This is a genomic window from Pontibacter aquaedesilientis (assembly GCF_014773225.1).
Lineage (GTDB): Bacteria > Bacteroidota > Bacteroidia > Cytophagales > Hymenobacteraceae > Pontibacter > Pontibacter aquaedesilientis.
On sequence record NZ_JACXAJ010000001.1, the window covers coordinates 356,322 to 379,267 of the forward strand.

Here is a 22,946-nt window from a genome sequence, read left to right on the forward strand (position 1 = left end):
TTAAAGAGGATGAATTCAGCACAGGTCGATTTTCAGCAAGTCCGGATTAAACATATACTGTTTAAGTCCAAGGTACGCTCTGTGCTATATGGAGGGGTGTTAGATACCGCGTTCTTCTCAGAGGCCGGACCAATCAATCAATGGTTTTCGAAGGTGGGAAGAGTGAAGTATGCCCAGGAGCCCGAACTCTTTAGTTTGCACAAGACGCATAATGAGTTGATGGCCAATGCACAGAGGCTTTTCAGCCTATACAGAAGCGGGAGCATCGATCAGGCCCATCAAGGGATGAAGGATATCGAGAAACTATCCGATAAATTCCAGGGTTTGCTGACGCAGATCGAAAAAAGGCTGTCTGTACGGGCTGATGTATATTAATAGGTTAAGACCTATATAAACAGAAAAAGCGGCTCGAAGCCGCTTTTTCTGTTTATATAGGTATACCTATTGCGGATCGTAAGCCCACTTCACGTAAATGGCCCCCCAGGTGAAGCCACCACCGAAAGCAGCCAAAATAACGTTGTCACCTTTTTTGAGTTGTTTCTCATACTCCCACAGGCACAGTGGAATCGTGCCGCTGGTGGTGTTGCCGTATTTCTCGATGTTGAGCATTACCTTGTCGCTGCCTACGCCCATACGGTTAGCTGTCGCGTCGATGATGCGCTTATTTGCCTGGTGAGGCACTAGCCAGGCCACATCCTCTGAGGTTAGGTTGTTACGCTCCATTACTTCTGCCGATACATCAGCCATGCCCTTCACGGCAAATTTGAACACTTGCTGACCTTCCTGGTAAGCGTAGTGCTCACGCGCCAGAATGGTGTCCATGGTAGCTGGTTTGCGGCTACCGCCTGCTTTCATGTGCAGATATTGCGCACCCGTACCGTCAGATTTTAACACAGAGTCCATTACACCAAATCCTTCCGTGTTTGGCTCCAACATCACAGCTCCACCTCCGTCACCGAAAATGATGCAGGTAGTTCGGTCAGTATAGTCTATGATAGAAGACATTTTGTCGGCCCCCACTACTACTACTTTTTTGTACTGACCTGACTCTATGAATTTGGATGCGGTGGCAAGTGCGAACAGGAAGCCTGAGCAAGCTGCCTGCAGGTCGTAACCAAATGCATTGACTGCGCCAATTTCAGCAGTGATCAGGTTGGCCGTAGCCGGGAAAACCATATCTGGAGTTGTAGTGGCGCAAATCAATAGCTCAACTTCCTCCGGCTTCGTGTTAGTCTTTTCCAGGAGATCCAGCACTGCCGGCACAGCGATATGTGAGGTTCCTTTTCCTTCGCCTTTTAAGATGCGCCTTTCTTTGATACCAGTACGGGAGAGAATCCACTCATCGTTGGTCTCCACCATCGTTTCAAGTTCCTTGTTAGTAAGAACGTAATCGGGAACGTAGCCGGCCACACCAGTAATAGCGGCAGTAATTTTACTCATTGTGAAAAGGTCTTAGTGTTGGAAGTTTAAGACGGCAATATAACAAAAAACTTGGCACAAACTGTCAGTACCTTAAAAAGAGTAACTGAAGCAGTATGTGCCAAGCGTAATGTTTGCCCTAAGGGCCTGCGCACTAGGCGCTGATATTCTTCTTGAATCGCTCCGATAAGTTAGAAGCCACCATCTTCTGAGCCTGCAGTACCATGTTGCAAACAGCCAGGGGGCTGGATACGCCATGGCCAATAACGGCATTGCCGTTGATGCCCAGAATAGGACTGCCGCCTACGGCCTCATAGTTGAACTTGTCGAAGAAATTATCGTGCATGTTCTTCTCGTTGAGTATATCGTAGATGGACTCGGCCATTTTGAGGATGATGTTCCCGGTATAGCCATCGCACACAATCACATCGGCCTTGTCGTTGAACATGTCGCGTCCTTCGATGTTGCCTATGAAATTGATGTTTGGATTTACCTTGAGGCGTTGGTGGGCAGCCTGAGTGTTCACAGTGCCTTTGCCTTCCTCTTCGCCCAGGTTCATCAAACCTACTTTTGGCTTATCGATATCCAGCACGTATTTGGCGTAGATGGATCCGATTTCGCCGAATTGCTCCAGTACTTCGGGCTTGCAGTCGGCGTTGGCGCCCACGTCAAGCATGATGCCAAATCCACCGTTGAGTTTAGGAACCAGGCCACCGATGGCGGGGCGCAGGATACCTTCTACGGCTTTAACGCTGAACATGGCTCCCACCAGCATGGCACCGGTGTTGCCTGCGCTGCAGAAAGCATGTGCTTTCCCGGCTTTCAGCATACCATAGCCTACTGCAATACTGGAGTCAGGTTTCTGGGTGAGTGCTTTGGTGGGGTGTTCTCCCATCTCAATCACCTGGGTGGCGTTTACCACTTTGATACCAGAACCAGTGTAACCATATTCTTTCAGCAGCGGATTAATTACTTCCTCCTTGCCAATCAGCAGGATTTCATAATCTTTATCGAGCTGCTCTGCGGCTAACATAGCACCTTTCACATTTGCTTCAGGTGCATAGTCGCCGCCCATAGCGTCCAGGGCGATCCTCATGTACTGGATGAAGTTAAATTATACGGAACTGAAACGGAGTACAGGCTAAGCTTACTGAGCGTTAGTTGTATAATTTTTGATAGCCAATTTGCCTTTGTGGTACAGATCGCCTTCTACCACATATGCATGGTGGAATAGGTGAGGCGTGTCTGTAGTTGGGCAGATAGCAATAGCTTTCTCAGAAAGTTTGTAATGAGTTCTTCTCTTATCTCTTCTGGTCTTCGAAATCTTGCGTTTAGGATGTGCCATTTTTCAGTTAAAAATTTACTTGCTGTTATTTTATAATTTTTAATTCTACTGCTTGTTAGTTCAGGTTCTTGAGTGCGTCCCAGCGTGGATCGATGTCCTCATCGTCATCGCTGTCGTCGTCCCCGTCGCTTACGCCGCTGTTTTTCGAGGAGTAGATCAGGATATCCTGCTCATCTTCTTCGTCCTGCTCCTCCACAAAACGGGGATGCAGCTTTTTCATCGGCAGCGACAGACCTATGTAATCATACAGGTGCTGTGCTATGTTAAGCGTCTGCGTCTCGGGCGTGATCTGCCACAAATCCTCATCCAGCTCCATGTTTTCAGGTCCGTATTTAATACGGAGCGTCTCCTCCACATCCACTGGCTGGTCAAACTCTTCCAGGCTGCGGTCGCAGGTGAGGCGCACATGTCCTTTTATGTCAAAGTGCAACGTCAGCAGCGACTCGTTCTTATCAAGTTCTACCTTTGCCAGTAGCTTTCCCCCCAGTATGATCTCCTGCTCAAACAAAGCAAAGAATGAATCGTCCATCTCAAACTCGTATGCATGCTTCTTGTTGCTGAGTTTGGCAATACCGATTTCGTAGTCTCTTAGCTTTTTCACTACCGTGTTTTTATTGCAAGACGCAAAATTAGAACATTATTTTGACAAATAAAATAGCTGTCCTATTTAAGAACAGGCTTTTGTTCGGCCTGACGCTTTTTTATGATGTCGCAGGCCAGAAACAACGCTTCTCTGAAAGAGGTTTCATCGGCGATGTGCTTCCCGGCTATGTCGTAGGCCGTGCCATGATCAGGAGAGGTCCGTACGACTGAAAGGCCGGCTGTGTAATTTACGCCGCTTTCCATGGCCAGTGTCTTGAAAGGTATAAGTCCCTGATCGTGGTACATGCTCAGCACTGCGTCAAACTGCTTGTACATGCGCATGCCGAAGAAGCCGTCGGCAGGGTAGGGGCCGAACACCAGATGCCCTTTATCTTTCAGATGCATGACGGCTGGGCGAATAATCTCGACCTCTTCGGTACCCAACAGCCCTTTTTCACCAGCGTGGGGGTTAAGGCCCAGCACCGCAATGCGTGGTTTCAAAATTCCAAAGTCCTGGCGAAGTGACTCTTGCAGAATGGTGATCTTGCGGATGAGCAAGTCGAAACTGAGCTTGCTGGCCACCTCCTTGATCGGTATATGGCCTGTCACGGTAGCCACGCGCAGGTCGTCGCTTACGAGCAGCATCAGGCTGTCGGCCGCGTCGAAGTAGGAGGTCAGGAACTCGGTATGGCCCGGGAACTTAAATTCCTCGGACTGGATGTTATCCTTATCAATTGGCGCTGTTACGATGCCATCCAGCAGGCCGGCCTTCAGGTCACGGGCGGCGGCCAGCAGCGAGTCGAGCGAGGCTTTGCCGGATTCCGGTTTGGGAGTTCCCGGCTCCACGGCAATGTCTTCTTCCCAACAGTTGATCAGGTTTACCTTCTTCGGCAGAAGGGCTTGCGCCGATCCTACCTGCTGGTAATGGAAATGCTCGGCACTCAGCGCCTTGCGCACTTTGTTGATCACGTCGGCGGAACCGTAGATGACCGGTGTGCAGAAGTTGAGTATGCGCTGGTCCGAAAGGGTTTTAACGATCACCTCCGGGCCAATGCCATTGGTGTCGCCTATGCTAATGCCTATTTTCGCTTTGTATCTGTTGTCCATTTTTTCTTAGTTAGCCAAAGAGCTAAGGTAGTTGTAAACCAGGCGCACGCCCGAACCTGTAGCCAGTTTGCCACGGTAAGAGTCCTCGCCGAGCAGGTAGGCCGTGCCGGCAATGTCAAAATGCACCCAAGGGTAATCGGTGAAATACTCCAGGAAGACACCTGCTGAAATAGCACCCGCCTCGGCACCGCCCAGGTTTTTTATGTCGGCGATGTCCGACTCGATGTGTTTCTTGTACTCGTCCCAAAGCGGAAACTCCACAATGCGCTCGTGCTCGTTTTCACCAGCTCTTTTGAGAGCGCCCATCACCTCGTCACCGGCATTGCTCATGGCCACTAGGCCCTCTTTGCCGATGGCTCGGGCAGCTGCCCCCGTCAACGTGGCCATGTCGATCACGAGTTCGGGCTTATACTTTTGCGCAAAGCTCAGGGCATCGGCCAGGATCAGGCGTCCTTCGGCATCCGTGTTCAACACTTCCACGGTCATGCCGTTGTGCATGGTGAGCACGTCGCCTGGCGCATAGGCCTTACCGCCCGGACGGTTGTCGGTGGCAGGTATGAGTGCGATCACGTGCAGCTGTATGTTGTTTTTCGCAAGGGCATACATAACGCCGGTTACAGCGGCAGCGCCAGCCATGTCGGACTTCATATAGTCCATGGACTGCGGCGTTGGCTTCAGGCTGAGTCCGCCGGTATCGTATACCACGCCTTTGCCAACCAATATATAAGGTTTGGCGTTCGTGGCGCCTCCCGGCTTCCACTCCAGTATATTAAAGGTAGGCGGTTCTTCGCTGCCCTGGTTCACGGCAAGCAAACCGCCCATTTTCAGCGACTGAATCTGCAACTCGTCGAATACCTGTGTCGTGAAGCCGGCTTCTTTGCCCAGCTCGACCAGTTGCTCACTGAACTGCGTGGCAGACTGGTGACTGTTCGGTTCGTTTACCAGGTCGCGGGTAACAGTCACGGCGTCGAGCACGTTCTGCAGCTCCATTACGTCAAACTCCGACAGGTCTTCGTCGGTGAGTACGATAGTCTGCAGCGAACTAGGCTTGTTGTTTTTGGTTTTGTATTTCTGAAACTGGTAGTTGCTCAGGTATAGGCCCTCGGCCAGGTAGGGACTGGCGTCTGACTTGGTGAGGTCCTGAATGGCGAGTTCCTCCACTTTGTCGGCTTTGAGTTGCTTGAGCAAGGTATAGCCAGCCTGGCGCAGTGCCTCTTTCCCGGCGTTCTCGGTTTTGGCTTCGGCGTATACGACCAGGTACAAACGCTGGGTATAGCGGTTCAGCGTAACGATTTTGGCCTCGGCCTCCAGCTGGCGTTTCACATAGGCGGCCTCCTCAGCGCTCAGTTCCGAGAGCGAAGCGGCCTGGTCAGCCCGCACAATCAGGGCTACGTCTGTATTTTTACCTACCGATGTATTGTATTTGAGTTGTGTTGGCATTTGTCATTCGTATCTTTGAGTGCGCAATATAGTAAGTATATAGTGTAATGCGAAAAAGCCTGAGCCAGGTATAGCCAGTCCTGGTATCGCATATAAATAAGGTATAACGGGTTTCCGGCAAATTTGTCTTAACAAGCCGGAGGCATAACGCATAGCAAGTGAGCAAAGTAAGTCCGAAGAAGCACCTGGGCCAGCACTTCCTGGTCGACCAGAACATCGCCCGCAAGATCGTGGAGCAACTCACTTTGCCCCAGGGGGTGGAGGATGTGCTGGAGATTGGCCCAGGTATGGGCGTGCTCACGCAGTATATGCTTGAGCACAAGGAATACAGGACCACGGTGCTGGACATAGACCGTGAGTCCATTGCCTACCTGCAGCAGCATTTTCCGCAGCTAGGCGACCGCATTATCTCAGCGGACTTTCTAAAGACAGACCTGAGCACGCTGTTCCCGGGTAAGTTCGCCATCATCGGAAATTTCCCTTACAACATCTCCAGCCAAATTTTCTTTAAGGTGCTGGAGCATCGTGATGTGGTGCCGGAGGTGGTGTGCATGATCCAGAAGGAAGTGGCCGAGCGTCTGGCTTCGCCTCCCGGAAGTAAAGCCTACGGTATTCTGAGTGTGCTGCTACAGGCCTTCTATACCATTGAGTATAAGTTCACGGTGCATGAAAATGTGTTCCATCCGCCACCCAAAGTAAAGTCCGGCGTGATCAGTGTCGTGCGCAACGACCGCCAAAGCCTGCCTTGCGACGAGAAGCTGTTTTTCTCTGTGGTGAAGAACAGTTTTGGAACCAGGCGCAAGACGCTGCGTAACTGCCTCAAGACATTCAACCTGCCGCCAGAAGTAACGGCGTTGCCTGTCTTCGACAAAAGAGCGGAGCAGCTGTCGGTAGAGGATTTTATAGCATTGACCCAGCTCATCGAGCAGAACAAGTAATACCATGCAGGTAGAGATCACACGCGAGTACATAGACCAGGTTGAAGAAGCGATAGCACGCGACGACAAGGCATTCATACTGGAGACGATGGCCGATATGTACCCGGCTGACATCACTACCGTGCTGTACGAGCTGGACGCCAACGAGTCGAAGTATGTGCTGGACCTGCTTCCGCCGGAGGTAGGCTCAGAAATCCTCAGCGACCTGGACTACGACATACGCACCGATTTCCTGCAATACTTCACAAGCGAGGAGGTAGCCCGCTATGTCAACCTGATGGATTCGGATGACGCGGTGGATATTCTGAACGAGCAGAATGTACAGCGTCGCGAAGAGATAATAGCGCTGATCGAAAACGAGGAGAAGGCCGATGACATCCTGGACCTGCTGCACTATGAGGAGGACTGCGCCGGCGGTCTGATGGCCAAGGAGCTTATCAAAGTAAACATTAACTGGCGGGTGCGGCAATGCATTGAAGAGATTCGCCGGCAGGCCGAGGATGTGGAGAAGATCTATACCGTGTATGTGGTGGATAACCGCGATATCCTGGTGGGACGAGTAAGTGTGAAGGCCCTGCTGCTCTCCAAGGACGACAAGCTGGTGAAAGACATCTATAACCCGGATGTGATCTCGATTGAGTCTTTCCGGGACGAGAATGAGGTGGTGAGCGTGATGCAGAAATATGACCTGGAGGCCATACCTGTCGTGAACATACAAGGCAGGTTGCTGGGTCGGATCACCATCGACGACGTGATTGACGTAATGCAGGAGCAGGCTGAACTTAGCCGCCAGCTCATGACGGGTATCTCGGAGAATGTGGAGGAGGACGACAGCGTTTTCCGGATCTCGCGCTCCCGTATACCCTGGCTGGTGATTGGCATGGTGGGTGGTTTACTGGCCGCGCAGTTTATGGGATTTTTTGAGGCGGATATTGCCTTGCTACCAGCCCTGGCGCTGTTTGTGCCGCTAATCACGGCAACCGGTGGCAATGTAGGTATACAGTCCTCGTCTATCATCATCCAGACCCTTTCCTCCAACGCCGTGATCTTTGAGAACTTTGCCCAGCGTCTTCTAAAGCTCATCATGGTGGCTTTCCTGAATGCCCTTATTATCTCATCGCTGGTATTCGGTTTCACTTACCTGTTCCGGCAGGACTTCAAGTTGTCGCTGGTTGTGTCGGTGGCTTTGTTCTCGGTCGTGATGCTGGCCTCGCTCATGGGTACCCTTACCCCGATGGTACTCGACAAAATGGGTGTAAACCCGGCTGTGGCGGCTGGTCCGTTCATCACGACGGCCAATGACCTGCTGGGCCTCGCCATCTACTTTGGGGTAGCGCATATGCTTTACGAACTGTAATAATAATTACTCCTTATTCTAGCACTGAGCCCAAGGGAATGCATAACCACGGGCTCAGTTTCGTTTAGAGGTATAGGTATACAATTCCGATTTCATAATTTTGCGCAATAGTTTCTTTCTAAATACTGCATCCATGTCCGCAACCCGCCTATTGATTATCGACGAAGTGCACCCCAGTCTTTTTCCGATGCTGGAAAGTATAGGTATAGCCTATGAGTACCGGCCAGACATCAAGCCGGTAGAGGTATGCGAGGCGCTGGTTGGATTTGACGGGCTGATCGTGCGGAGCAAAATGCGGATAACAGCCGACACCATCAAACTGGCTGATAAGCTGAAATTTGTGGCAAGGGCAGGAGCGGGGCTGGACAATATTGACGCGGAGGCGCTGGAAGCGAAAGGTATCGCTTTGCTGGGTGCCAACGAAGGCAACCGACAGGCAGTGGGCGAGCATGCGCTCGGTATGCTGCTCAGCCTCATGCGCAACATCACCCGTGGCGACCGCCAGGTACGTGGCCAGGTATGGCTTCGCGAAGAAAACAGGGGGGAGGAAATCAATGGCAAAACAGTCGGTATTATAGGTTACGGCCACATGGGGCAAAGCTTTGCCCGGGTACTGGGTGGCTTTGGCTGTCGCATACTGGCCTACGATCGCTATATGCCCGAAAAAATATCCGCTCCAGCTGAAAACGTGTCGCTCGGTGAACTGCAGGCAGAGGCAGATATCGTGAGCCTGCATATACCTTATATACCTGAAAACTGGGCTTTTGCGAACGAGGAGTTTTTCCAGGGCTTCCGCAGACCCATCTGGTTCATGAACACCTCTCGTGGCGAGGTGGTGGATCAGACCGCTTTGGTGAGCAGCCTGCAGTCAGGCAGGTTGAAGGGCGCAGCCCTGGATGTGCTGGAAAATGAAAAACTCCATACCCTCACCGAGCTCCAGAAGCAAACTTTTGAGTTTCTGGCCAATGCCGACAATGTGGTGCTCACACCGCACATAGCCGGCTGGACGCATGAGTCTTACGTGAAAATAAACGAGGTGCTGGTCGAGAAGATAGCCCGGCTGTGCGAAGCTGACTGGCAATAAGTAGAATTGCTGCCTCTGTGCTGCCCCGCCTGTCCGAATTTACGTATATCCGCTATAGAGACTTTAAGAGAGGCCATTTTCGAGTGAATTTTTATGTGCCAGCGGAAATTTGGTATTAAAATAAATTTGTATATTTGTCTCTGTGCAGCGCAAACGGGGGAAGCCCGAGAGTCTGCAACTTACCCAGACCGCCTGGCGACGCAGAAGGGGCCGGGCTGAAGAAGAAAACATTAATCATCAACATATTTGGCAAAAAGAACGGTTATGTAAAACATAGCCGTTCTTTTTGTTTTTGTGTTTTAAAACGTGAAGACAACACTATGAGCAACATTTCTTATTATACTGCAGAAGGTTTGCAAAAACTGAAAGACGAACTGGCAGAGCTCAAAACAAAAGGCCGCGCTGAAGTGGCCCGCCAACTGGCCGAAGCACGCGACAAGGGCGACCTGAGCGAGAACGCCGAATACGACGCCGCCAAAGATGCCCAGGGCCACCTGGAACTCAAGATCGCCAAACTGGAGGAAGTGGTAGGCAACGCCCGTCTCGTCGATGAGACACACCTGGACACCAGCAAGGCACTGATCCTCTCCAAGGTGAAGATCAAGAACCTGAAGAACAACATGGTGATGGACTACCTGTTGGTAGCGGAAGAAGAAGCGGACCTGGCATCCGGTAAAATCTCTGTTAAATCACCAATAGGGAAAGGTCTTTTGGGTAAATCGGTCGGCGATATCGCCGAAATTACCGTACCAGCAGGTAAGATCGAGTTTGAGGTACTAGAAATCAGCCGCTAAAATTATGGAGCCAACCATCTTCACTAAAATTGTAAAAGGCGAGATCCCTGCTTACAAAATAGCTGAGGATGATCGTTACCTGGCCTTCCTGGACGTATTCCCGACTACCAAAGGCCATACGCTGGTCATTCCGAAACAGCAGATCGACTACCTGTTAGACCTGGATGACGAGCTATACCTGGGCTTGATGGCTTTCGCCAAGAAGGTGGCCGCCGCCGTAGAAAAAGCTATACCTTGCAAACGCATTGGGGTAGCGGTCGTAGGGCTGGAAGTGCCGCATGCGCACGTACACCTGATTCCGCTGAATAAGATGGGCGATATGAATTTCGCCAACAAGCAGCAGTACAGCAAGGAGGAGTTTGAGGAGGTAGCCGACAAGATCCGTCAAGCATATGAAACTGCCTAAGGTATAGCCTTAGCATGAATAGCCCAAACAGAAAGGGGCGAATCTCATGAGATTCGCCCCTTTCTGTTTTAAGGTCTCAGAGCTGCTCCAATTTCTACGTCAAACGGTAAATTGGAGCAGCTTTAATTTTAATTTTTGATCTGCTGTACCGTATCAGGCTGCTGCTGTTTTAAGGTATCTTGCTTTTGTAACTGCTCCTTTTGCTTGGCTTCTTCCTTTTCCTGGCGTCTGAAAAATCCTCTCAGCAGGAAGTTATTTTGAAGGGCCTCCATGTTCTGGTCAAGTTTTTCGCTGCCTGTCTCCAGGTTCTTCATGGTGCTTTGCAGCTGACGGGCGAATTGCTGGTCATTCAATAACACACCCACTGCACTGTTGCTGTTGGTTAATTTATTACTGGCGTTACGCAGGTTATCGGTCATCTCAGAAGCTGAGGTCGTAGCCTCTTCCAGCTGCGCCACAGACGATTTGAGTTGCTGGAATACCTGCTTGTCGGTAACCAGTTGGTTGGCCAGTCCGCCGGGTGCGTTGAGTTTGTTGGTGAAAGAGGACAGCGCACGGGAAGCATTGACGGTGCTTTGCGAGGTACGCTGCAGGTTGGCTACCATGTTACGGAAATCGTTGGCCAGGGTCGTGTCTGTCAGGATGGCGCCCACTGTGCCTTCGCCTTGTACCAGCTTGCCACTCAGTTCTTTAAAATCGCTGGTGATGGCCACCAGGTTCTTGTTGTTTTTCTGCAGGGTTTCCATCAGATCGTCGGTGTTAAGCGGATTCTGGGCCTGTAGTCGGTCACCGGTTTGGATAGGTGCGGCCTGCTGCGTTCCGCCGTCTATCACAATGTTTTTGTTGCCGATGAAGCTCTCAGAACTGATGCGTGCTACGGCATCCTTGCGGATATATTCCTGCACGCGCTCCTCAATGTTCATCACCACTTCCACCTGCGAGTCGCCATACAGGTTGATGGCCTTGATGGTTCCGATCTTTACACCCGAAAACCAGACGTTGTTACCGGTTTTAAGTCCTGCTACGTCGTCGAACACGGCTTTTACCTCCAGGGTTCGGATAAACCGCTTCTGCTGGCCTGCCAAAGTGAAAATACCTGCCACCAGGATCACGATGGCCAGGAATACGAAAATTCCGACAATGACGGAACGTTTATTATCTGCTGCGCTCATTTAGTCTATAAAGTTGTAATTGTAAAACGCTTTCACACGCTCATCTGTCGTGGCGAACACTTCGTCGAAAGTGCCCTGCCGCTGAAACTGCCCATCGAGGAGCATAACCACACGGTCGCCAACAGCACGGGCACAGGTGAGGTCGTGCGTAATGATGATGGATGATGTATTGAATCTACGTTGTACTTCGTTTATCAGGTTATTGATGTCCATGCTCGTAATCGGGTCGAGGCCGGCGGTTGGCTCATCATAGAGCATGATCTCGGGCCTCAGGATCAGGGTGCGTGCTATCCCGATCCGCTTGCGCTGCCCGCCCGAAAGTTCCGATGGCATCTGGTTGATGCTCTGCGAAAGGCCCACTGCCTCTAGCACTTCTTCTATGCTCCGGTCGCGGTCGGCTTTGCCCAGTTCCTTCATGTGCCGCACCAGCGGGAATTCCAGGTTCTCGTACACCGTCATACTGTCATAAAGGGCGCTGTTCTGGAACGAGAAGCCTATTTTCAGCCTTAGTCGGTCGAGCTCTTTCGGCGTGAGTCTGTCTACTTCCTGACCCAGCACATTGATCATGCCCTCGTCAGGTCGCAGCAGGCCGGCGATAATTTTGATAAGAACCGATTTGCCAGTGCCGGAACGACCGAGCACCACCAGGTTCTCGCCCTGGTACAATTCCAGGTCCACGCCCTTGAGTACTTCGAAATCATCGAAAGCCTTTTTGAGCCCCTCAATGGCGATGACCTTGCTGCTTTTGTCTATTTTAGGGTTTAGGGTTTTCATGCTATACCTTGATTTAGATGCCGCGTAGGGCGTTTACCACCTGCAGGATCAGCAGCTCTTCTATAAAGATCAGGAACATAGCCGTTACTACAGCCGAGTTGGCCGCCTTGCCCACGCCCTCTGTGCCTTTCGAAGAGTTATACCCTTTATAGCAACCCACCATCCCGATTGTAAAACCGAAAATGACGGACTTAACGGAAGACGAAATGATATCTAGGAAGGTAATGGCATCAAAAACCTGCGTGAAGAAGGTCGTGAGGCTAGTGAGCTCGTTCTGGCTTACATTCACAAAACCACCCATCAGCGCCACAAAAGTGGTATACATGGTCAGGGCCGGGATCATGAGGGTAGTGGCCAGCACGCGGGTCACGACCAGAAAGTTAAACGGGTTGGTGGCCGAAACCTCCATGGCGTCGATCTGTTCGGTTACCCGCATGGAGCCCAGCTCGGCGCCTATACCTGAGCCCACCCGGCCAGAAGCGATCAGGGCGGTTACCAGCGGTGCCATGGCACGCACGATGGCCACCGAGATAAGGGCAGGCAACAGGGCTGTCGCGCCCAGGTCGGCCAGCGAGGGACGCGACTGGTTCGTAAACACAATACCGATGATAAAACCGGTAAGGGAGATGAGCGGAAGTGAGCGAACACCCACCTCGTAACATTGCCTGATGATTTCACGGAATTCGTAGGGCGGCACAAACACCTCCCTGAAAAAGCGGGCAACAAAGGCATAAATGCTGGCCAGTTCCATAAATATCCGGTCCATTCTGCGGGAGAGGACATATTTAGGGCCAGACTGATGATTGCTTGGATCCATTTAACTGCGGTGAAAACTGGTACGCCGGTGCAAACTACGATAAAAAAACACAACAGGCTACCAGTACATAGGTTTTAGACTACATACGGAAGATAATGAAGTTTAGAAGTTAGAAAGTTAGAAAGTTTGGAAGTTAGAAGGCAAATTACGGAGCACGATATTTTTTGCTTACAAAGGACGAAGGACTGTTTGAGTTTCTAACTTCCCAACTTTCTTACTCCTAAACTGTTGCTGTTTAGTATTTGTAATTCGCTTGCCTGCTGGTAGCCACGGCCTTTCATAAGCGGATTGCAAATCCGCTGGGTATAGACTTTCGGATTACAAATACGAAAGAGCATCAGCAATGTCTTATTTCAAACTTTCTAACTTCTAAACTTCCAAACTTTCTAACTTTACATAAGCCTCTCCGGATTGTCAGTAACGAAGCTCTTCCAGGATTTGCCGCCTTGCTTGGCGTTGTTGCCTTTCTGGTAGTGGTGGCATAGGGCGACGGACAGGGCGTCGGTGGCGTCGAACATTTTCGGGTCGGGCTGAATTTTGAGGATCTGCACCAGCATGCTGGCCACCTGCTCTTTGGAGGCGTTGCCGTTTCCGGTAACCGACTGCTTTACTTTTTTGGGGGCGTACTCCACGTAGGGGATGTCACGGGAAAGGGCCGCGGCAATGGCAACTCCTTGTGCGCGACCCAGTTTGAGCATACTCTGCACATTCACGCCAAAGAAGGGCGACTCGATGGCCAGCTCGTCGGGCAGGTATTCGTCGATGAGCTGTATCATGCGGTCAAAAATTTTCTTTAACTTGATGGCGTGGTTGCTGTAGCTTTTCAGGTGAATGACGCCGTACTGCACTACCTTTACCTTGGAGCCCGTCACCTCTATCAGGCCATAGCCCATGACTTGTGTGCCTGGGTCAATGCCAAGAATCAGTTTATTAGGGGGAAGTGCGGAAGAGTAAACCATAAGAGGCGCAATTTAAAACATTATCTTGAACATCACCCGCAACAGAAGGTTCCTTTTAGTCACCGGCAAAATTGTCGTGGTGCTGCTCACCCTTTACTTCCTCTACCTGGCCGTTTTTACGGCGCCCGACACCCTGCTTTCGTGGCGAGGTATACTGCGGGCCGCCCGCCAAAGCGACTATACCTTTCTGCTGGTGCTGAGTGCTCTGCTTATACCTGCCAACTGGGGGGTAGAAGCCTGGAAGTGGAAAATCCTGGGGCAAAAGCTGGAACGCATCTCCTACCTACGGGCATTCCGCGCCGTTATGGTCGGGCTTACGCTCGGCTTTATCACCCCCAACCGACTGGGCGACTATGCCGGCCGTGTGCTCGAGCTCAAAAGCAAAGCACGACTGGAGGGGATAGGTGCGGTGTTCATCGGCAGGTTTTGTCAGCTGGTGGCCACAGTGCTGGTCGGTACTTTAGGCCTGGTTTACTTTGCGCTGCTACTTTACTGGCGCGACTATCCGGGTATCTGTATGAGTATTTTCTTTTTGCTGCTTGTCCTCAATGTGGCTTTGCTCTTGCTGCTCTTTAATGCCCGCGCTATGGTGGCATTGGTGGCGGCCGTAAGGCCCGTGCGGAAACTGGCTAAATATGTGGCCATCATGAGCAGCTATACCTTTGCAGAAATGAACAAGGTGCTGATGCTCTCGCTGTTGCGTTACTTTGTTTTCCTGTTGCAGTTCGTTTTGCTGCTCGTTCTGTTTGAGGTGCGACTAAGTCCGGTAGAGTATATCAGTGGTGTGTCGACTGCCTTTTTTCTGAAGTCGGTGGTGCCTTCGGTGTCGCTGCTCTCCGACCTGGGGGTACGGGAACTGTCGGCCATGTACGTGTTCGGGCTGCTGGGGCAGGAACGCCTGCAGGTGCTGAGTGCCAGCCTGAGTCTGTGGCTGCTCAATATTGTGGTGCCGAGCGCCGTCGGGTTGGTTTTTGTGCTGCGCCTGAAATTGGGGAAAAGGGGAGGGGCCGCCTGATGTTCACACTGCTGCTCCTGCTCTCGCTGCTCGTTTATGGCTGGATCATCCTGCGCTGTTTCGTGGCCTGGCAGCGCCTGCCTATACTTGCTATACCTGCCGGCTTTATACCTGGCACAAAACTCTCCGTGCTTATACCTGTCCGGAATGAGGCGCAACATATACTGAATTTGCTGCGTGACCTGGAGGAGCAGAACTATCCGGCCGAACTGTTTGAAGTGTTGGTGATAGACGATCATTCGGATGATGACTCAGCCTTATTCATCGAAAGGTTTATACCTGACTCAAACTTGAATCTGCGGTTGCTGCAGCTATCGGAGGCAGACACAGGCAAAAAAGCGGCCATCAAGCAAGGGATAGCCCAAGCCAATGGCGAGTTGCTGGTCTTTACCGACGGCGACTGCCGCGTGCAGCCCGACTGGCTCAGGCTCTTTGCCTATACCTATACCACTACCCAGGCAGTCTTTATTTCCGGGCCTGTGGCTTTTCATCATACTCCTACCTGGCTCGAGCGCATGCAACTGGTGGAGTTTGCCTCACTGATCGGGGTAGGGGGGGCATCGATCGGGCTCCAGCAACCCAACATGTGCAACGGGGCCAACCTGGCCTATACCCGGCAGCTGTTCGAGGAAGTCGGCGGATTTGAGGGGAACGAAGGGATAGCCAGCGGCGACGATGAGTTTTTGCTGCACAAAGCCAGCCGGCTATACCCGGAGCGCATCGCTTTTCTGAAGCATGAGCAGGCCATTGTCTATACCGCTGCCCAAAAGACCGTGAAAAGTTTCGTTGCGCAGCGGGTGCGCTGGGCAAGCAAGTGGCGGAGTTACCAGAACTGGGACGTGAAACTGGTGGCCCTTAGTGTGTTTGCCGTGAACCTGCTGCTGTTTCTGGCTATACCTGCCGTGCTCTTTGGCGGGCTGCCGCTGTGGGGTTTCGGGCTGACGTATGCTGCCAAGTTTACGATAGATTTCTTGTTTTTAGACCGTATGCTAACTTTCATGCGGCAGCGCAATTTACTTATTTATATGCTTCCACTGCAGCTAGTTTACATTCCTTACGTACTATATACCGCTATAAAAGGCCTTACGGGCCGGTATAACTGGAAAGGCCGAACCATCCGAAACCATGACTGAAAACGAATTTACCCTACTCGACGAACTCTACTTCGTAACGTCGTACCCCGACCTGAAAAGCACCAGTGCCCTCACCGACGAGGAACTCTGCGCCGCCCTGCGCGACCTGATCGCCAAAGGCTACATCAAAATCCTCTATCCGGACCCTGATACAGAGCATGCCTTCGACGAGAAAACGTTCGGGCAGCAATGCCAGGACTATTTCTATCTGGCGACCAAAGCGGGTCTGGTGGTGCACAATTCTATCTAAGCATCGCATTTACAAGTGTCTGGATTTCCGTTCGCACATGGGTCAGTTTAATTTTGTTTGAACAATTTGTGACGCGGCGGGTTGCCATGCTGTAACTGCGGCGAATACGGATTAAAGAGCAGGTTTTTGGTAGAAGGGAAAAGATTGCAGTAGTTTTTTTGTAAATTTACACGATGTATACCTGGCGCTGTTGTGATGCCGGGTGCCTACTGGCCCCACAAGCGAGCACAGTAGGCAAAGCCCTATAACCTATGAAACAGAATGCCTGAAATAATCACACCTAATGTTCAGCAGGAACTGAACCTGAAAAAGCTGGAGCTGTCGGCTCTGCTGGAGATTACGCAGGCCATTAACGATAACCTGCCAGAGGAAGCGCTTTACAAAATCTACCGCTTCACGCTGCTGGCTCAGTTGCAGATTAACCGCCTGGCCCTGTTTGTGCACGACGAGAAGTGGGACTGCAAAGTGAGCTTTGGAACCGACCTCGACGCCGCCAAGCTAAACCTGCCCGACGCCATTCTGGAGTTGAAGGAAATCACCCGTATTTCGAAACTGAGCGTGGACAAGAAATGGCGGGCTTTCGAAATCGTGATCCCGATTTTGCACAACGGCAAAGTGCTTGCCTTCGTGATGATCGGGAAAATTCAGCCGTACTATACCAACATCGAAGCGCTCAACTTTGTGCAGACGGTGAGTAATATCATGCTGGTGGCCATCGAGAACCACCGCATGGCACGACAGCGACTGGCGCAGGAGTCTATCCGGAAAGAGATTGAGATTGCCCGCGAAGTGCAGTCCATGCTGTTCCCTAAGTCGTTGCCCAACGACAAAGACGTTGCCATCCATGCCAGCTATATACCGCATTCTTCCATCGGCGGCGACTACTACGACTTCATTGAGATAGACAAGGACCAGTTTCTTTTCTGCGTGGCCGATGTGTCGGGCAAGGGTGTGCCAGCCTCGCTGCTGATGTCAAACTTCCAGGCAGGCTTGCGCACCATTTTGCGTCAGACCGCCGACCTGAATACCGTAGTGTCGGAACTCAACCACCTGATCTACCGCAATGCCATCGCCGAGAAATTCATCACGACTTTCCTGGCCATTTTCAACCGCAGTACCCGCGAGTTGAGTTATGTAAACGCCGGCCACAATGCCCCGGTGCTGCTCTACGAAAACAACACACACGACCTGCTCAACGATGGCTGCACCATGCTGGGCGTATTCGATGTGCTGCCTTTTATGAATGTGGGCAAAATCAACGTACCCGAAAATGCCGTGCTGCTGTGCTATACCGATGGCTTGACGGAGGTGTTCGACGTAGACGAGTCGGAGTTCGGCATTGAAGGAACGATCGACTTCCTGCAGAAAAACCGCTTTCTGAGTTCCAAAATGCTGCACCTGCAACTGCTCAACGCCATCAACCTCTACAACGAAGACGCTTCTTTCGGCGACGACATTACGCTGTTGTCGTGCAGATTCAAGTAGGTTGATTGTTGTTCGTTATTCGTTGTTCGTGGGGAAATTTGTGCCTTAGTTGAGGTTCATAATTAGATGTAGATCGTCAGATTCTAAGAAAAGCACTCAGGGTCCATCGTCACGTTGTATAGAAGTCAGTTTAAATAGAGAGCCCTTTGCTTTCAAGATTACTTGAATCAGTTTTTGGATTCTCAATTTATAAGTTGGCAATAAAACATTCATCAGTCAGGAAACGATCAACGATTAACGAACAACGACATTGTTTCGCCTCTACAAAACGCCCCAACTGCTCTGGAAACTGATGACCGGCTATACCTGGCTGAAGGAAGGACCGGATAAGACCCTATACCTGACCTTTGACGATGGGCCGATTCCGGAGGTAACCCCCTGTGTACTGGAGCAACTAGCAACTTATGGCGCAAAAGCCACCTTTTTTGCCGTAGGCGAAAACCTGGTGAAGCATCGGGACGTGGCGGAGCAAGTACTGGCGCAAGGGCATCGCCTGGCCAATCACACGCAGCACCACCTGCGCGGCTGGGAAACCTCGCTGCCCCGCTACCTCAGCGACGTGCAGTTATGCCAGCAGGAACTGGAAAAACTGGATCCCTCAACTGCCCATCATAAGCTTTTCCGTCCGCCTTATGGGCGCATTACCTCCAGGCAGGCCACGGCGTTGCGGCCCGATTATGAACTGGTGATGTGGGATGTGCTCACCAATGATTATGACAATAGCCTGTTGCCGGAGAAATGCCTGCGGGAGTCTATCCGGTGTACCCAAAGCGGCAGCATCATCGTATTTCACGACAGCCTGAAAGCGCAGCGAAACATGAGGTACGCCCTTCCCCGATTTTTAGAACATTTTACCGCACAAGGCTATACCTTTCAGACCTTATGATGGTATCGGTGGCCTACTTTGTGCTGTATTTTCTCGTCTTTCTGACGTTGCTATACCTGTTGCTTTTCAACCGGAAGCGTTATACCCGCCAACTCACCTATTACCCCCGCATCAGCATCCTTATTGCCGCTCGCAACGAGGAACACCATATCCTGAACTGCCTGCAGGCCATCGCCGCGCTGGACTACCCGCATGATAAGATCGAAGTGCTGGTCGGCGACGACGGCTCTACAGACCGTACCCGTGCACTGGTGGAGGAATTCGCTAAAGGCAGGCCCGGCTATACCTGTGTCCCTATCACCGACACGATAGGGCTGGCCAAAGGCAAAGCTAATGTGCTGGCACAACTGGCGCGGCAAGCCACAACCGACATTTTCCTGTTCACGGATGCCGACATCGAAGTGCCGCCTACCTGGGTGAAGGCCATGCTGTCGGCCCTGGATCAAAAGGTAGGTGTTGTAACTGGCCTGACCACCGTGAAAGGCCGTAGCCTTTTTGCCCGCCTGCAGAGCCTGGATTGGCTTTACTCGCTCGGGCTCATGCAGGTGTTCAGCGACCTGAACATGCCTGTCACGACCATGGGCAACAACATGCTGCTTACCCGGCAAGCTTACGAGGATGCGGGAGGTTTTGAGAATATTAAATTTTCGGTGACAGAAGACATCGCCATTTTCAATCAGGTACTTAAGCAGGGTTACAAGTTCCGGAACATCTACGAGCCTAGCGTGCTGGCGCTTTCGGCACCCACTGCTTCTTTTGGGGAACTGCTGCAGCAGCGCAAACGCTGGATGCGCGGGTCGGTATACCTGCCGGTTTATATGTTTGCCATTTTCGTGTTGCATTCGGCCTATTACCCGGTGCTGGTGCCGTTCTTTTTTCAGGCCCCGACCGGTATAGCCGGAGGCATTTTTCTGGCCAAACTGCTGCTGCAAAGCCTATACCTGCACACCTGCCTCAAGCGCCTAAACCGAACGGCCCCCTGGTGGTTATACCTGATCTTCGAGCTATACCTGCTCGTCTCCTCCATTATCCTGATTATCTACTTTTTCCTACCTACCAAACTAATGTGGAAGGGGAGGAGGTATTAGGAGTTTGGGAGTTAGAGAGTTAGAAAGTTGGGAAGTTAAAAGTTCTGTAGGGACAGGTCGTGACCTGTCCGCTCACCAAGGTAGTCTATGCAACGGAATTAACCCGCTTTTTTTGGGTTAAAACCCTATACAGAAACAGTATACCAAAGCATGGAATTCATTACTTGATTACTTATGCACGACTCAGACAGGTCGCAACCTGTCCCAACAAGATTACCTCCCAAACTCCTCAACTCCCAACTCCCAAACTCCTCAACTTCCCAACTTTCTAACTTCCAAACTTCCAAACTCTCAAACTTCTCTCTTTCTTGCAGCCTTAGCCATAACTTCGGACCTTTGTACGGACAGGAGTAATTTGATTGAAAAAAACGATGATGACTTTAGTTGATTCACACGCACATATATATTCAGATAAGTTTGACCAGGACCGCGACGAGGCGCTGGCGCGGGCATTGGGGGAGGGGGTAGAGAAGATCTACATGCCCAACATCGATCATACCTCCATTGATAGCATGCTGGAAACCGAGGCGAAACACCCGGCGCAGTGTATTGCCATGATGGGACTGCACCCAACTTCCGTGGACAAGGATTTTGAGAAGGAGCTATACCTGGTGGAGGAGTGGCTGGGCAAACGCAAATTCGCGGCAGTGGGGGAATGCGGCATCGACCTGTACTGGGACAAGACCTTCCTGCCGCAACAGCAGGAGGCGCTACGGGTGCAGGTGGAGTTGGCTAAAAAGCACCAGTTGCCGATCGTGCTGCATACCCGCGACTCGTTCGACGAAACGTATGAGATCATAGCCGCTGCACAAGATGGCAGCCTGACCGGGATATTCCATTGCTTTTCGGGCACGGCAGCGCAGGCTGCCAAGGTGAAGGAGCTGGGCTTTCTGATGGGAATAGGCGGCGTGGCGACGTTCAAGAATGGCGGTCTGGACCAAGTGCTGCCGCATGTGGCGCTGGATGACCTCGTGCTCGAAACCGACTGCCCCTACCTGGCCCCTGTGCCGCACCGAGGTAAACGCAACGAGCCCGTATACCTGCCGCTGGTAGCCCGGCGTGTGGCAGAACTCCTGCAGATACCCGTGGAAGAGGTAGCCGAAAAGACCACTAACAATGCCTTAAACCTGTTTGCATTATAAAGATGGCTGTCATCAAAACTCAAATAGACACAGCGGCGCCCGCATTCCCGGAGGCGTCCATTCTGATCATTTATACCGGAGGCACGGTGGGGATGGTGTATGACGAAAAGCATCACCTGATACCATTCAACTTTAGCCAGATACTGGAGAAGGTGCCGGAGCTCAGCAACTTTAAGTACATGCTCACGGTGCTGAGCATCGAGCCTGCCATCGACTCCTCAAACGTGGCGCTCAGCGACTGGCTCATGCTGGCCAACCTGATCCGTGACAACTACGCCGATTACGACGGCTTTGTCGTGCTGCACGGCACCGATACCATGGCCTACAGCGCATCGGCCCTGAGTTACCTGCTCGAAAACCTTGAAAAACCAGTGATTTTTACCGGTGCACAGGTGCCGATTGGCCGGACACGCACCGATGCCCGCGCTAACCTGATCACGGCGCTACAGTTGGCAGCCACCAAAGTGAACGGAAAAAGCGTGGTGCCGGAGGTTTGCATTTACTTCCATAACTTGCTTATTCGTGGCAATAGGGCCAAAAAGGTGGAGAGTCGGCATTTCAACGCCTTTAAGTCGGAGAATTACCCCTTGCTGGCCAAGGCCGGCATCAGCATCGATTTTTATGAGAGCGCCATCCTGCCGCACCCCGAAAAAACGCTGCACGTGCATCAGCAGTTGGATGACCGGGTAGCCATCCTGAAGCTGTTCCCGGGTATAACGCCGCAGGTGATGCGGAGTGTGCTGGAGGCACCGGACTTGCGTGGCGTGGTGCTGGAAACCTTTGGGGCCGGAAATGCGCCGACGGCTGGCTGGTTGCTCGAGCTGCTCGAAAATGCCATTGCCCGCGGGATCTATATCCTGAACGTATCGCAGTGCGATGAGGGGCGTGTGGACCAGGGACGCTACGAAACCAGTAAATACCTGCTCAACATGGGCGTAATCGGCGGCGACGACATTACCACGGAGGCGGCTATTACCAAACTGATGTTTGTATTGGGGCTTGACCTACCTGCATCGCAAACCAAAGAGTTGCTGCGCCTTAACCTGCGCGGTGAGATCACGAAATAGCTTTGGAGAATATATTTGAGGTATAGCCGGCCAAAAATTTGCGATAGTGCCAGATATTGGCGTATATTTGCACTCTCAAAAAGAGAGCTGTCCGAGTGGTCGAAGGAGCACGCCTGGAAAGTGTGTATACCCCAAAAGGGTATCAAGGGTTCGAATCCCTTGCTCTCTGCTGCATAACCCAAAAAAGCCTGTTAGTGTAAAACTGACAGGCTTTTTTGTCTTTATACTTTTCTGTTTTTATACCTTATCCCTTCTCCATATAAGGTTGCCAGCTCACAATGAGCACCTTTCCGTCCTCAAGTTGCAGATAGCCATAATCGTAGCAAAAGTGATAGGTATTGCCCTGTTTGGTGCGGTAGAGGTGGGTGAAGTGGCGAAAGTCGAAACCAGCCAGCTGCAGCAACTCGCGCCTAAGGGTTGTTTTGCCTTCGGGGCTGGCCTGCTTAAGCAGGCTTCTGTTTTTTCTGAGTATGGCGTTTATTTTCTGTATGAGTCGTTCACCTTTGTCTTCCCTTTTTTTTGCGTTGTTGAACAGGAACCGGCATTGGTCTGAACAGAAACGTTTGTCTGTTCTGCCTATAATCTCATCCTCGCAGGTGGGGCAATGTCTTACTGTTTGCTTCATTATTCGTGTTATTACTCGAGTATATCCGGGTATACTCGAGTAATAACACGGATACGTGCTG

25 protein-coding genes and 1 tRNA gene are annotated in these 22,946 nt (G+C 51.5%); 15 read left to right on the forward strand and 11 right to left on the reverse strand.

The features are described from left to right. Nucleotides 1-9: 9 nt before the first annotated feature. Nucleotides 10-375, forward strand: a complete 366-nt coding sequence (locus tag H9Q13_RS01530; RefSeq protein ID WP_191181992.1) for a histidine kinase — start codon at nt 10-12, stop codon at nt 373-375. Nucleotides 376-441: 66 nt separating this feature from the next. Here the strand turns inward: H9Q13_RS01530 and H9Q13_RS01535 are convergent, their stop codons facing one another. The 6 genes from H9Q13_RS01535 to H9Q13_RS01560 all read right to left on the reverse strand — a co-directional run bounded on the left by H9Q13_RS01535 (nt 442) and on the right by H9Q13_RS01560 (nt 5,893). Then, the gene (locus tag H9Q13_RS01535; RefSeq protein ID WP_191181993.1) at nt 442-1,440 is read right to left on the reverse strand and encodes a beta-ketoacyl-ACP synthase III; all 999 of its coding nucleotides are present in this window, start codon (nt 1,438-1,440) and stop codon (nt 442-444) included. 133 nt (nt 1,441-1,573) lie between these two features. Continuing rightward, complete coding sequence (gene plsX, locus H9Q13_RS01540) at nt 1,574-2,515, reverse strand: phosphate acyltransferase PlsX (RefSeq protein ID WP_191181994.1); 942 nt, start codon at nt 2,513-2,515, stop codon at nt 1,574-1,576. Nucleotides 2,516-2,566: 51 nt separating this feature from the next. Further along, nucleotides 2,567-2,764 carry a 50S ribosomal protein L32 gene (gene rpmF / locus H9Q13_RS01545; RefSeq protein ID WP_163913685.1) on the reverse strand — a complete coding sequence of 66 codons (198 nt, stop codon included), beginning with the start codon at nt 2,762-2,764 and terminating at the stop codon, nt 2,567-2,569. 55 nt (nt 2,765-2,819) lie between these two features. Continuing rightward, nucleotides 2,820-3,365 (reverse strand): YceD family protein, encoded by a 546-nt coding sequence (locus H9Q13_RS01550; RefSeq protein ID WP_191181995.1) that lies wholly within the window; start codon nt 3,363-3,365, stop codon nt 2,820-2,822. Nucleotides 3,366-3,427: 62 nt separating this feature from the next. Continuing rightward, entirely contained in the window at nt 3,428-4,453 is a 1,026-nt protein-coding gene (gene pdxA, locus H9Q13_RS01555) for a 4-hydroxythreonine-4-phosphate dehydrogenase PdxA (protein ID WP_191181996.1), read from the reverse strand. Nucleotides 4,454-4,459: 6 nt separating this feature from the next. Beyond that, nucleotides 4,460-5,893, reverse strand: a complete 1,434-nt coding sequence (locus H9Q13_RS01560) for a leucyl aminopeptidase family protein (RefSeq protein WP_224744001.1) — start codon at nt 5,891-5,893, stop codon at nt 4,460-4,462. Nucleotides 5,894-6,051: 158 nt separating this feature from the next. Here H9Q13_RS01560 and rsmA point away from each other — a divergent pair, with 158 nt between their 5' ends. The 5 genes from rsmA to H9Q13_RS01585 all read left to right on the forward strand — a co-directional run bounded on the left by rsmA (nt 6,052) and on the right by H9Q13_RS01585 (nt 10,472). Further along, nucleotides 6,052-6,831, forward strand: a complete 780-nt coding sequence (rsmA, locus tag H9Q13_RS01565; protein ID WP_191181997.1) for a 16S rRNA (adenine(1518)-N(6)/adenine(1519)-N(6))-dimethyltransferase RsmA — start codon at nt 6,052-6,054, stop codon at nt 6,829-6,831. 4 nt (nt 6,832-6,835) lie between these two features. After that, entirely contained in the window at nt 6,836-8,188 is a 1,353-nt protein-coding gene (gene mgtE / locus H9Q13_RS01570; protein WP_191181998.1) for a magnesium transporter, read from the forward strand. 133 nt (nt 8,189-8,321) lie between these two features. Continuing rightward, nucleotides 8,322-9,272, forward strand: coding sequence for an NAD(P)-dependent oxidoreductase (locus H9Q13_RS01575; RefSeq protein ID WP_191181999.1), 951 nt, complete (start codon nt 8,322-8,324; stop codon nt 9,270-9,272). 320 nt (nt 9,273-9,592) lie between these two features. Next, a complete protein-coding gene (gene greA / locus H9Q13_RS01580) occupies nt 9,593-10,066 on the forward strand; it encodes a transcription elongation factor GreA (RefSeq protein WP_191182000.1) in 474 nt (157 codons plus the stop codon). A gap of 4 nt (nt 10,067-10,070) precedes the next feature. Continuing rightward, on the forward strand, nt 10,071-10,472 hold the full coding sequence (locus H9Q13_RS01585) for an HIT family protein (RefSeq protein ID WP_191182001.1): 402 nt from the start codon (nt 10,071-10,073) through the stop codon (nt 10,470-10,472). A 128-nt stretch (nt 10,473-10,600) separates the two neighbouring features. On the opposite strand, the gene H9Q13_RS01590 is transcribed toward H9Q13_RS01585, so the two are convergent. The 4 genes from H9Q13_RS01590 to ruvC form a co-directional block, all read right to left on the reverse strand. Then, nucleotides 10,601-11,644 carry an MlaD family protein gene (locus tag H9Q13_RS01590; protein ID WP_191182002.1) on the reverse strand — a complete coding sequence of 348 codons (1,044 nt, stop codon included), beginning with the start codon at nt 11,642-11,644 and terminating at the stop codon, nt 10,601-10,603. Continuing rightward, on the reverse strand, nt 11,645-12,418 hold the full coding sequence (locus H9Q13_RS01595) for an ABC transporter ATP-binding protein (RefSeq protein ID WP_191182003.1): 774 nt from the start codon (nt 12,416-12,418) through the stop codon (nt 11,645-11,647). Between the two features lie 13 nt (nt 12,419-12,431). Continuing rightward, nucleotides 12,432-13,184 carry an MlaE family ABC transporter permease gene (locus tag H9Q13_RS01600; RefSeq protein ID WP_394367975.1) on the reverse strand — a complete coding sequence of 251 codons (753 nt, stop codon included), beginning with the start codon at nt 13,182-13,184 and terminating at the stop codon, nt 12,432-12,434. Between the two features lie 443 nt (nt 13,185-13,627). Next, on the reverse strand, nt 13,628-14,194 hold the full coding sequence (ruvC, locus tag H9Q13_RS01605; protein WP_191182005.1) for a crossover junction endodeoxyribonuclease RuvC: 567 nt from the start codon (nt 14,192-14,194) through the stop codon (nt 13,628-13,630). 25 nt (nt 14,195-14,219) lie between these two features. On the opposite strand from ruvC, the gene H9Q13_RS01610 reads away from it, so the two are divergent. From H9Q13_RS01610 to H9Q13_RS01650, 9 genes are all read left to right on the forward strand, one after another. Next, nucleotides 14,220-15,209: a lysylphosphatidylglycerol synthase domain-containing protein gene (locus H9Q13_RS01610; RefSeq protein ID WP_191182006.1), complete on the forward strand. Its 990-nt coding sequence runs from the start codon at nt 14,220-14,222 to the stop codon at nt 15,207-15,209. Beyond that, nucleotides 15,209-16,342: a glycosyltransferase family 2 protein gene (locus tag H9Q13_RS01615; RefSeq protein WP_191182007.1), complete on the forward strand. Its 1,134-nt coding sequence runs from the start codon at nt 15,209-15,211 to the stop codon at nt 16,340-16,342. The genes H9Q13_RS01610 and H9Q13_RS01615 overlap by 1 nt, the downstream gene beginning before the upstream one ends. Continuing rightward, nucleotides 16,335-16,592 carry a hypothetical protein gene (locus H9Q13_RS01620; RefSeq protein ID WP_191182008.1) on the forward strand — a complete coding sequence of 86 codons (258 nt, stop codon included), beginning with the start codon at nt 16,335-16,337 and terminating at the stop codon, nt 16,590-16,592. Before H9Q13_RS01615 ends, H9Q13_RS01620 begins: the two co-directional genes overlap by 8 nt. Before the next feature lie 261 nt (nt 16,593-16,853). Then, nucleotides 16,854-18,077 carry a PP2C family protein-serine/threonine phosphatase gene (locus H9Q13_RS01625; protein ID WP_191182009.1) on the forward strand — a complete coding sequence of 408 codons (1,224 nt, stop codon included), beginning with the start codon at nt 16,854-16,856 and terminating at the stop codon, nt 18,075-18,077. Nucleotides 18,078-18,327: 250 nt separating this feature from the next. Beyond that, a complete protein-coding gene (locus H9Q13_RS01630) occupies nt 18,328-18,963 on the forward strand; it encodes a polysaccharide deacetylase family protein (RefSeq protein ID WP_191182010.1) in 636 nt (211 codons plus the stop codon). After that, on the forward strand, nt 18,960-20,051 hold the full coding sequence (locus tag H9Q13_RS01635) for a glycosyltransferase (protein WP_191182011.1): 1,092 nt from the start codon (nt 18,960-18,962) through the stop codon (nt 20,049-20,051). The genes H9Q13_RS01630 and H9Q13_RS01635 overlap by 4 nt, the downstream gene beginning before the upstream one ends. 374 nt (nt 20,052-20,425) lie before the next feature. Beyond that, entirely contained in the window at nt 20,426-21,193 is a 768-nt protein-coding gene (locus tag H9Q13_RS01640; protein ID WP_191182641.1) for a TatD family hydrolase, read from the forward strand. Between the two features lie 2 nt (nt 21,194-21,195). After that, nucleotides 21,196-22,260 (forward strand): asparaginase, encoded by a 1,065-nt coding sequence (locus H9Q13_RS01645; RefSeq protein ID WP_191182012.1) that lies wholly within the window; start codon nt 21,196-21,198, stop codon nt 22,258-22,260. A gap of 81 nt (nt 22,261-22,341) precedes the next feature. Further along, nucleotides 22,342-22,429: transfer RNA gene (locus H9Q13_RS01650), tRNA-Ser, on the forward strand. Nucleotides 22,430-22,504: 75 nt separating this feature from the next. On the opposite strand, the gene H9Q13_RS01655 is transcribed toward H9Q13_RS01650, so the two are convergent. Then, complete coding sequence (locus tag H9Q13_RS01655; protein ID WP_191182013.1) at nt 22,505-22,885, reverse strand: DUF2116 family Zn-ribbon domain-containing protein; 381 nt, start codon at nt 22,883-22,885, stop codon at nt 22,505-22,507. Nucleotides 22,886-22,946: the final 61 nt, after the last annotated feature.

What these genes read in the sequence shown, in the direction of transcription:
- rpmF (WP_163913685.1), bottom strand. Translation starts at nt 2,764, where the DNA reads ATGGCACATCCTAAACGCAAGATTTCGAAGACCAGAAGAGATAAGAGA.
- H9Q13_RS01560 (WP_224744001.1), bottom strand. Translation starts at nt 5,893, where the DNA reads ATGCCAACACAACTCAAATACAATACATCGGTAGGTAAAAATACAGAC.
- H9Q13_RS01575 (WP_191181999.1), top strand. Translation starts at nt 8,322, where the DNA reads ATGTCCGCAACCCGCCTATTGATTATCGACGAAGTGCACCCCAGTCTT.
- H9Q13_RS01625 (WP_191182009.1), top strand. Translation starts at nt 16,854, where the DNA reads ATGCCTGAAATAATCACACCTAATGTTCAGCAGGAACTGAACCTGAAA.
- pdxA (WP_191181996.1), bottom strand. Translation starts at nt 4,453, where the DNA reads ATGGACAACAGATACAAAGCGAAAATAGGCATTAGCATAGGCGACACC.
- H9Q13_RS01585 (WP_191182001.1), top strand. Translation starts at nt 10,071, where the DNA reads ATGGAGCCAACCATCTTCACTAAAATTGTAAAAGGCGAGATCCCTGCT.
- H9Q13_RS01645 (WP_191182012.1), top strand. Translation starts at nt 21,196, where the DNA reads ATGGCTGTCATCAAAACTCAAATAGACACAGCGGCGCCCGCATTCCCG.
- mgtE (WP_191181998.1), top strand. Translation starts at nt 6,836, where the DNA reads ATGCAGGTAGAGATCACACGCGAGTACATAGACCAGGTTGAAGAAGCG.
- H9Q13_RS01600 (WP_394367975.1), bottom strand. Translation starts at nt 13,184, where the DNA reads ATGGACCGGATATTTATGGAACTGGCCAGCATTTATGCCTTTGTTGCC.
- H9Q13_RS01615 (WP_191182007.1), top strand. Translation starts at nt 15,209, where the DNA reads ATGTTCACACTGCTGCTCCTGCTCTCGCTGCTCGTTTATGGCTGGATC.
- H9Q13_RS01635 (WP_191182011.1), top strand. Translation starts at nt 18,960, where the DNA reads ATGATGGTATCGGTGGCCTACTTTGTGCTGTATTTTCTCGTCTTTCTG.
- ruvC (WP_191182005.1), bottom strand. Translation starts at nt 14,194, where the DNA reads ATGGTTTACTCTTCCGCACTTCCCCCTAATAAACTGATTCTTGGCATT.
- H9Q13_RS01640 (WP_191182641.1), top strand. Translation starts at nt 20,426, where the DNA reads ATGACTTTAGTTGATTCACACGCACATATATATTCAGATAAGTTTGAC.
- H9Q13_RS01620 (WP_191182008.1), top strand. Translation starts at nt 16,335, where the DNA reads ATGACTGAAAACGAATTTACCCTACTCGACGAACTCTACTTCGTAACG.
- H9Q13_RS01655 (WP_191182013.1), bottom strand. Translation starts at nt 22,885, where the DNA reads ATGAAGCAAACAGTAAGACATTGCCCCACCTGCGAGGATGAGATTATA.
- plsX (WP_191181994.1), bottom strand. Translation starts at nt 2,515, where the DNA reads ATGAGGATCGCCCTGGACGCTATGGGCGGCGACTATGCACCTGAAGCA.
- H9Q13_RS01530 (WP_191181992.1), top strand. Translation starts at nt 10, where the DNA reads ATGAATTCAGCACAGGTCGATTTTCAGCAAGTCCGGATTAAACATATA.
- H9Q13_RS01535 (WP_191181993.1), bottom strand. Translation starts at nt 1,440, where the DNA reads ATGAGTAAAATTACTGCCGCTATTACTGGTGTGGCCGGCTACGTTCCC.
- H9Q13_RS01590 (WP_191182002.1), bottom strand. Translation starts at nt 11,644, where the DNA reads ATGAGCGCAGCAGATAATAAACGTTCCGTCATTGTCGGAATTTTCGTA.
- H9Q13_RS01595 (WP_191182003.1), bottom strand. Translation starts at nt 12,418, where the DNA reads ATGAAAACCCTAAACCCTAAAATAGACAAAAGCAGCAAGGTCATCGCC.
- greA (WP_191182000.1), top strand. Translation starts at nt 9,593, where the DNA reads ATGAGCAACATTTCTTATTATACTGCAGAAGGTTTGCAAAAACTGAAA.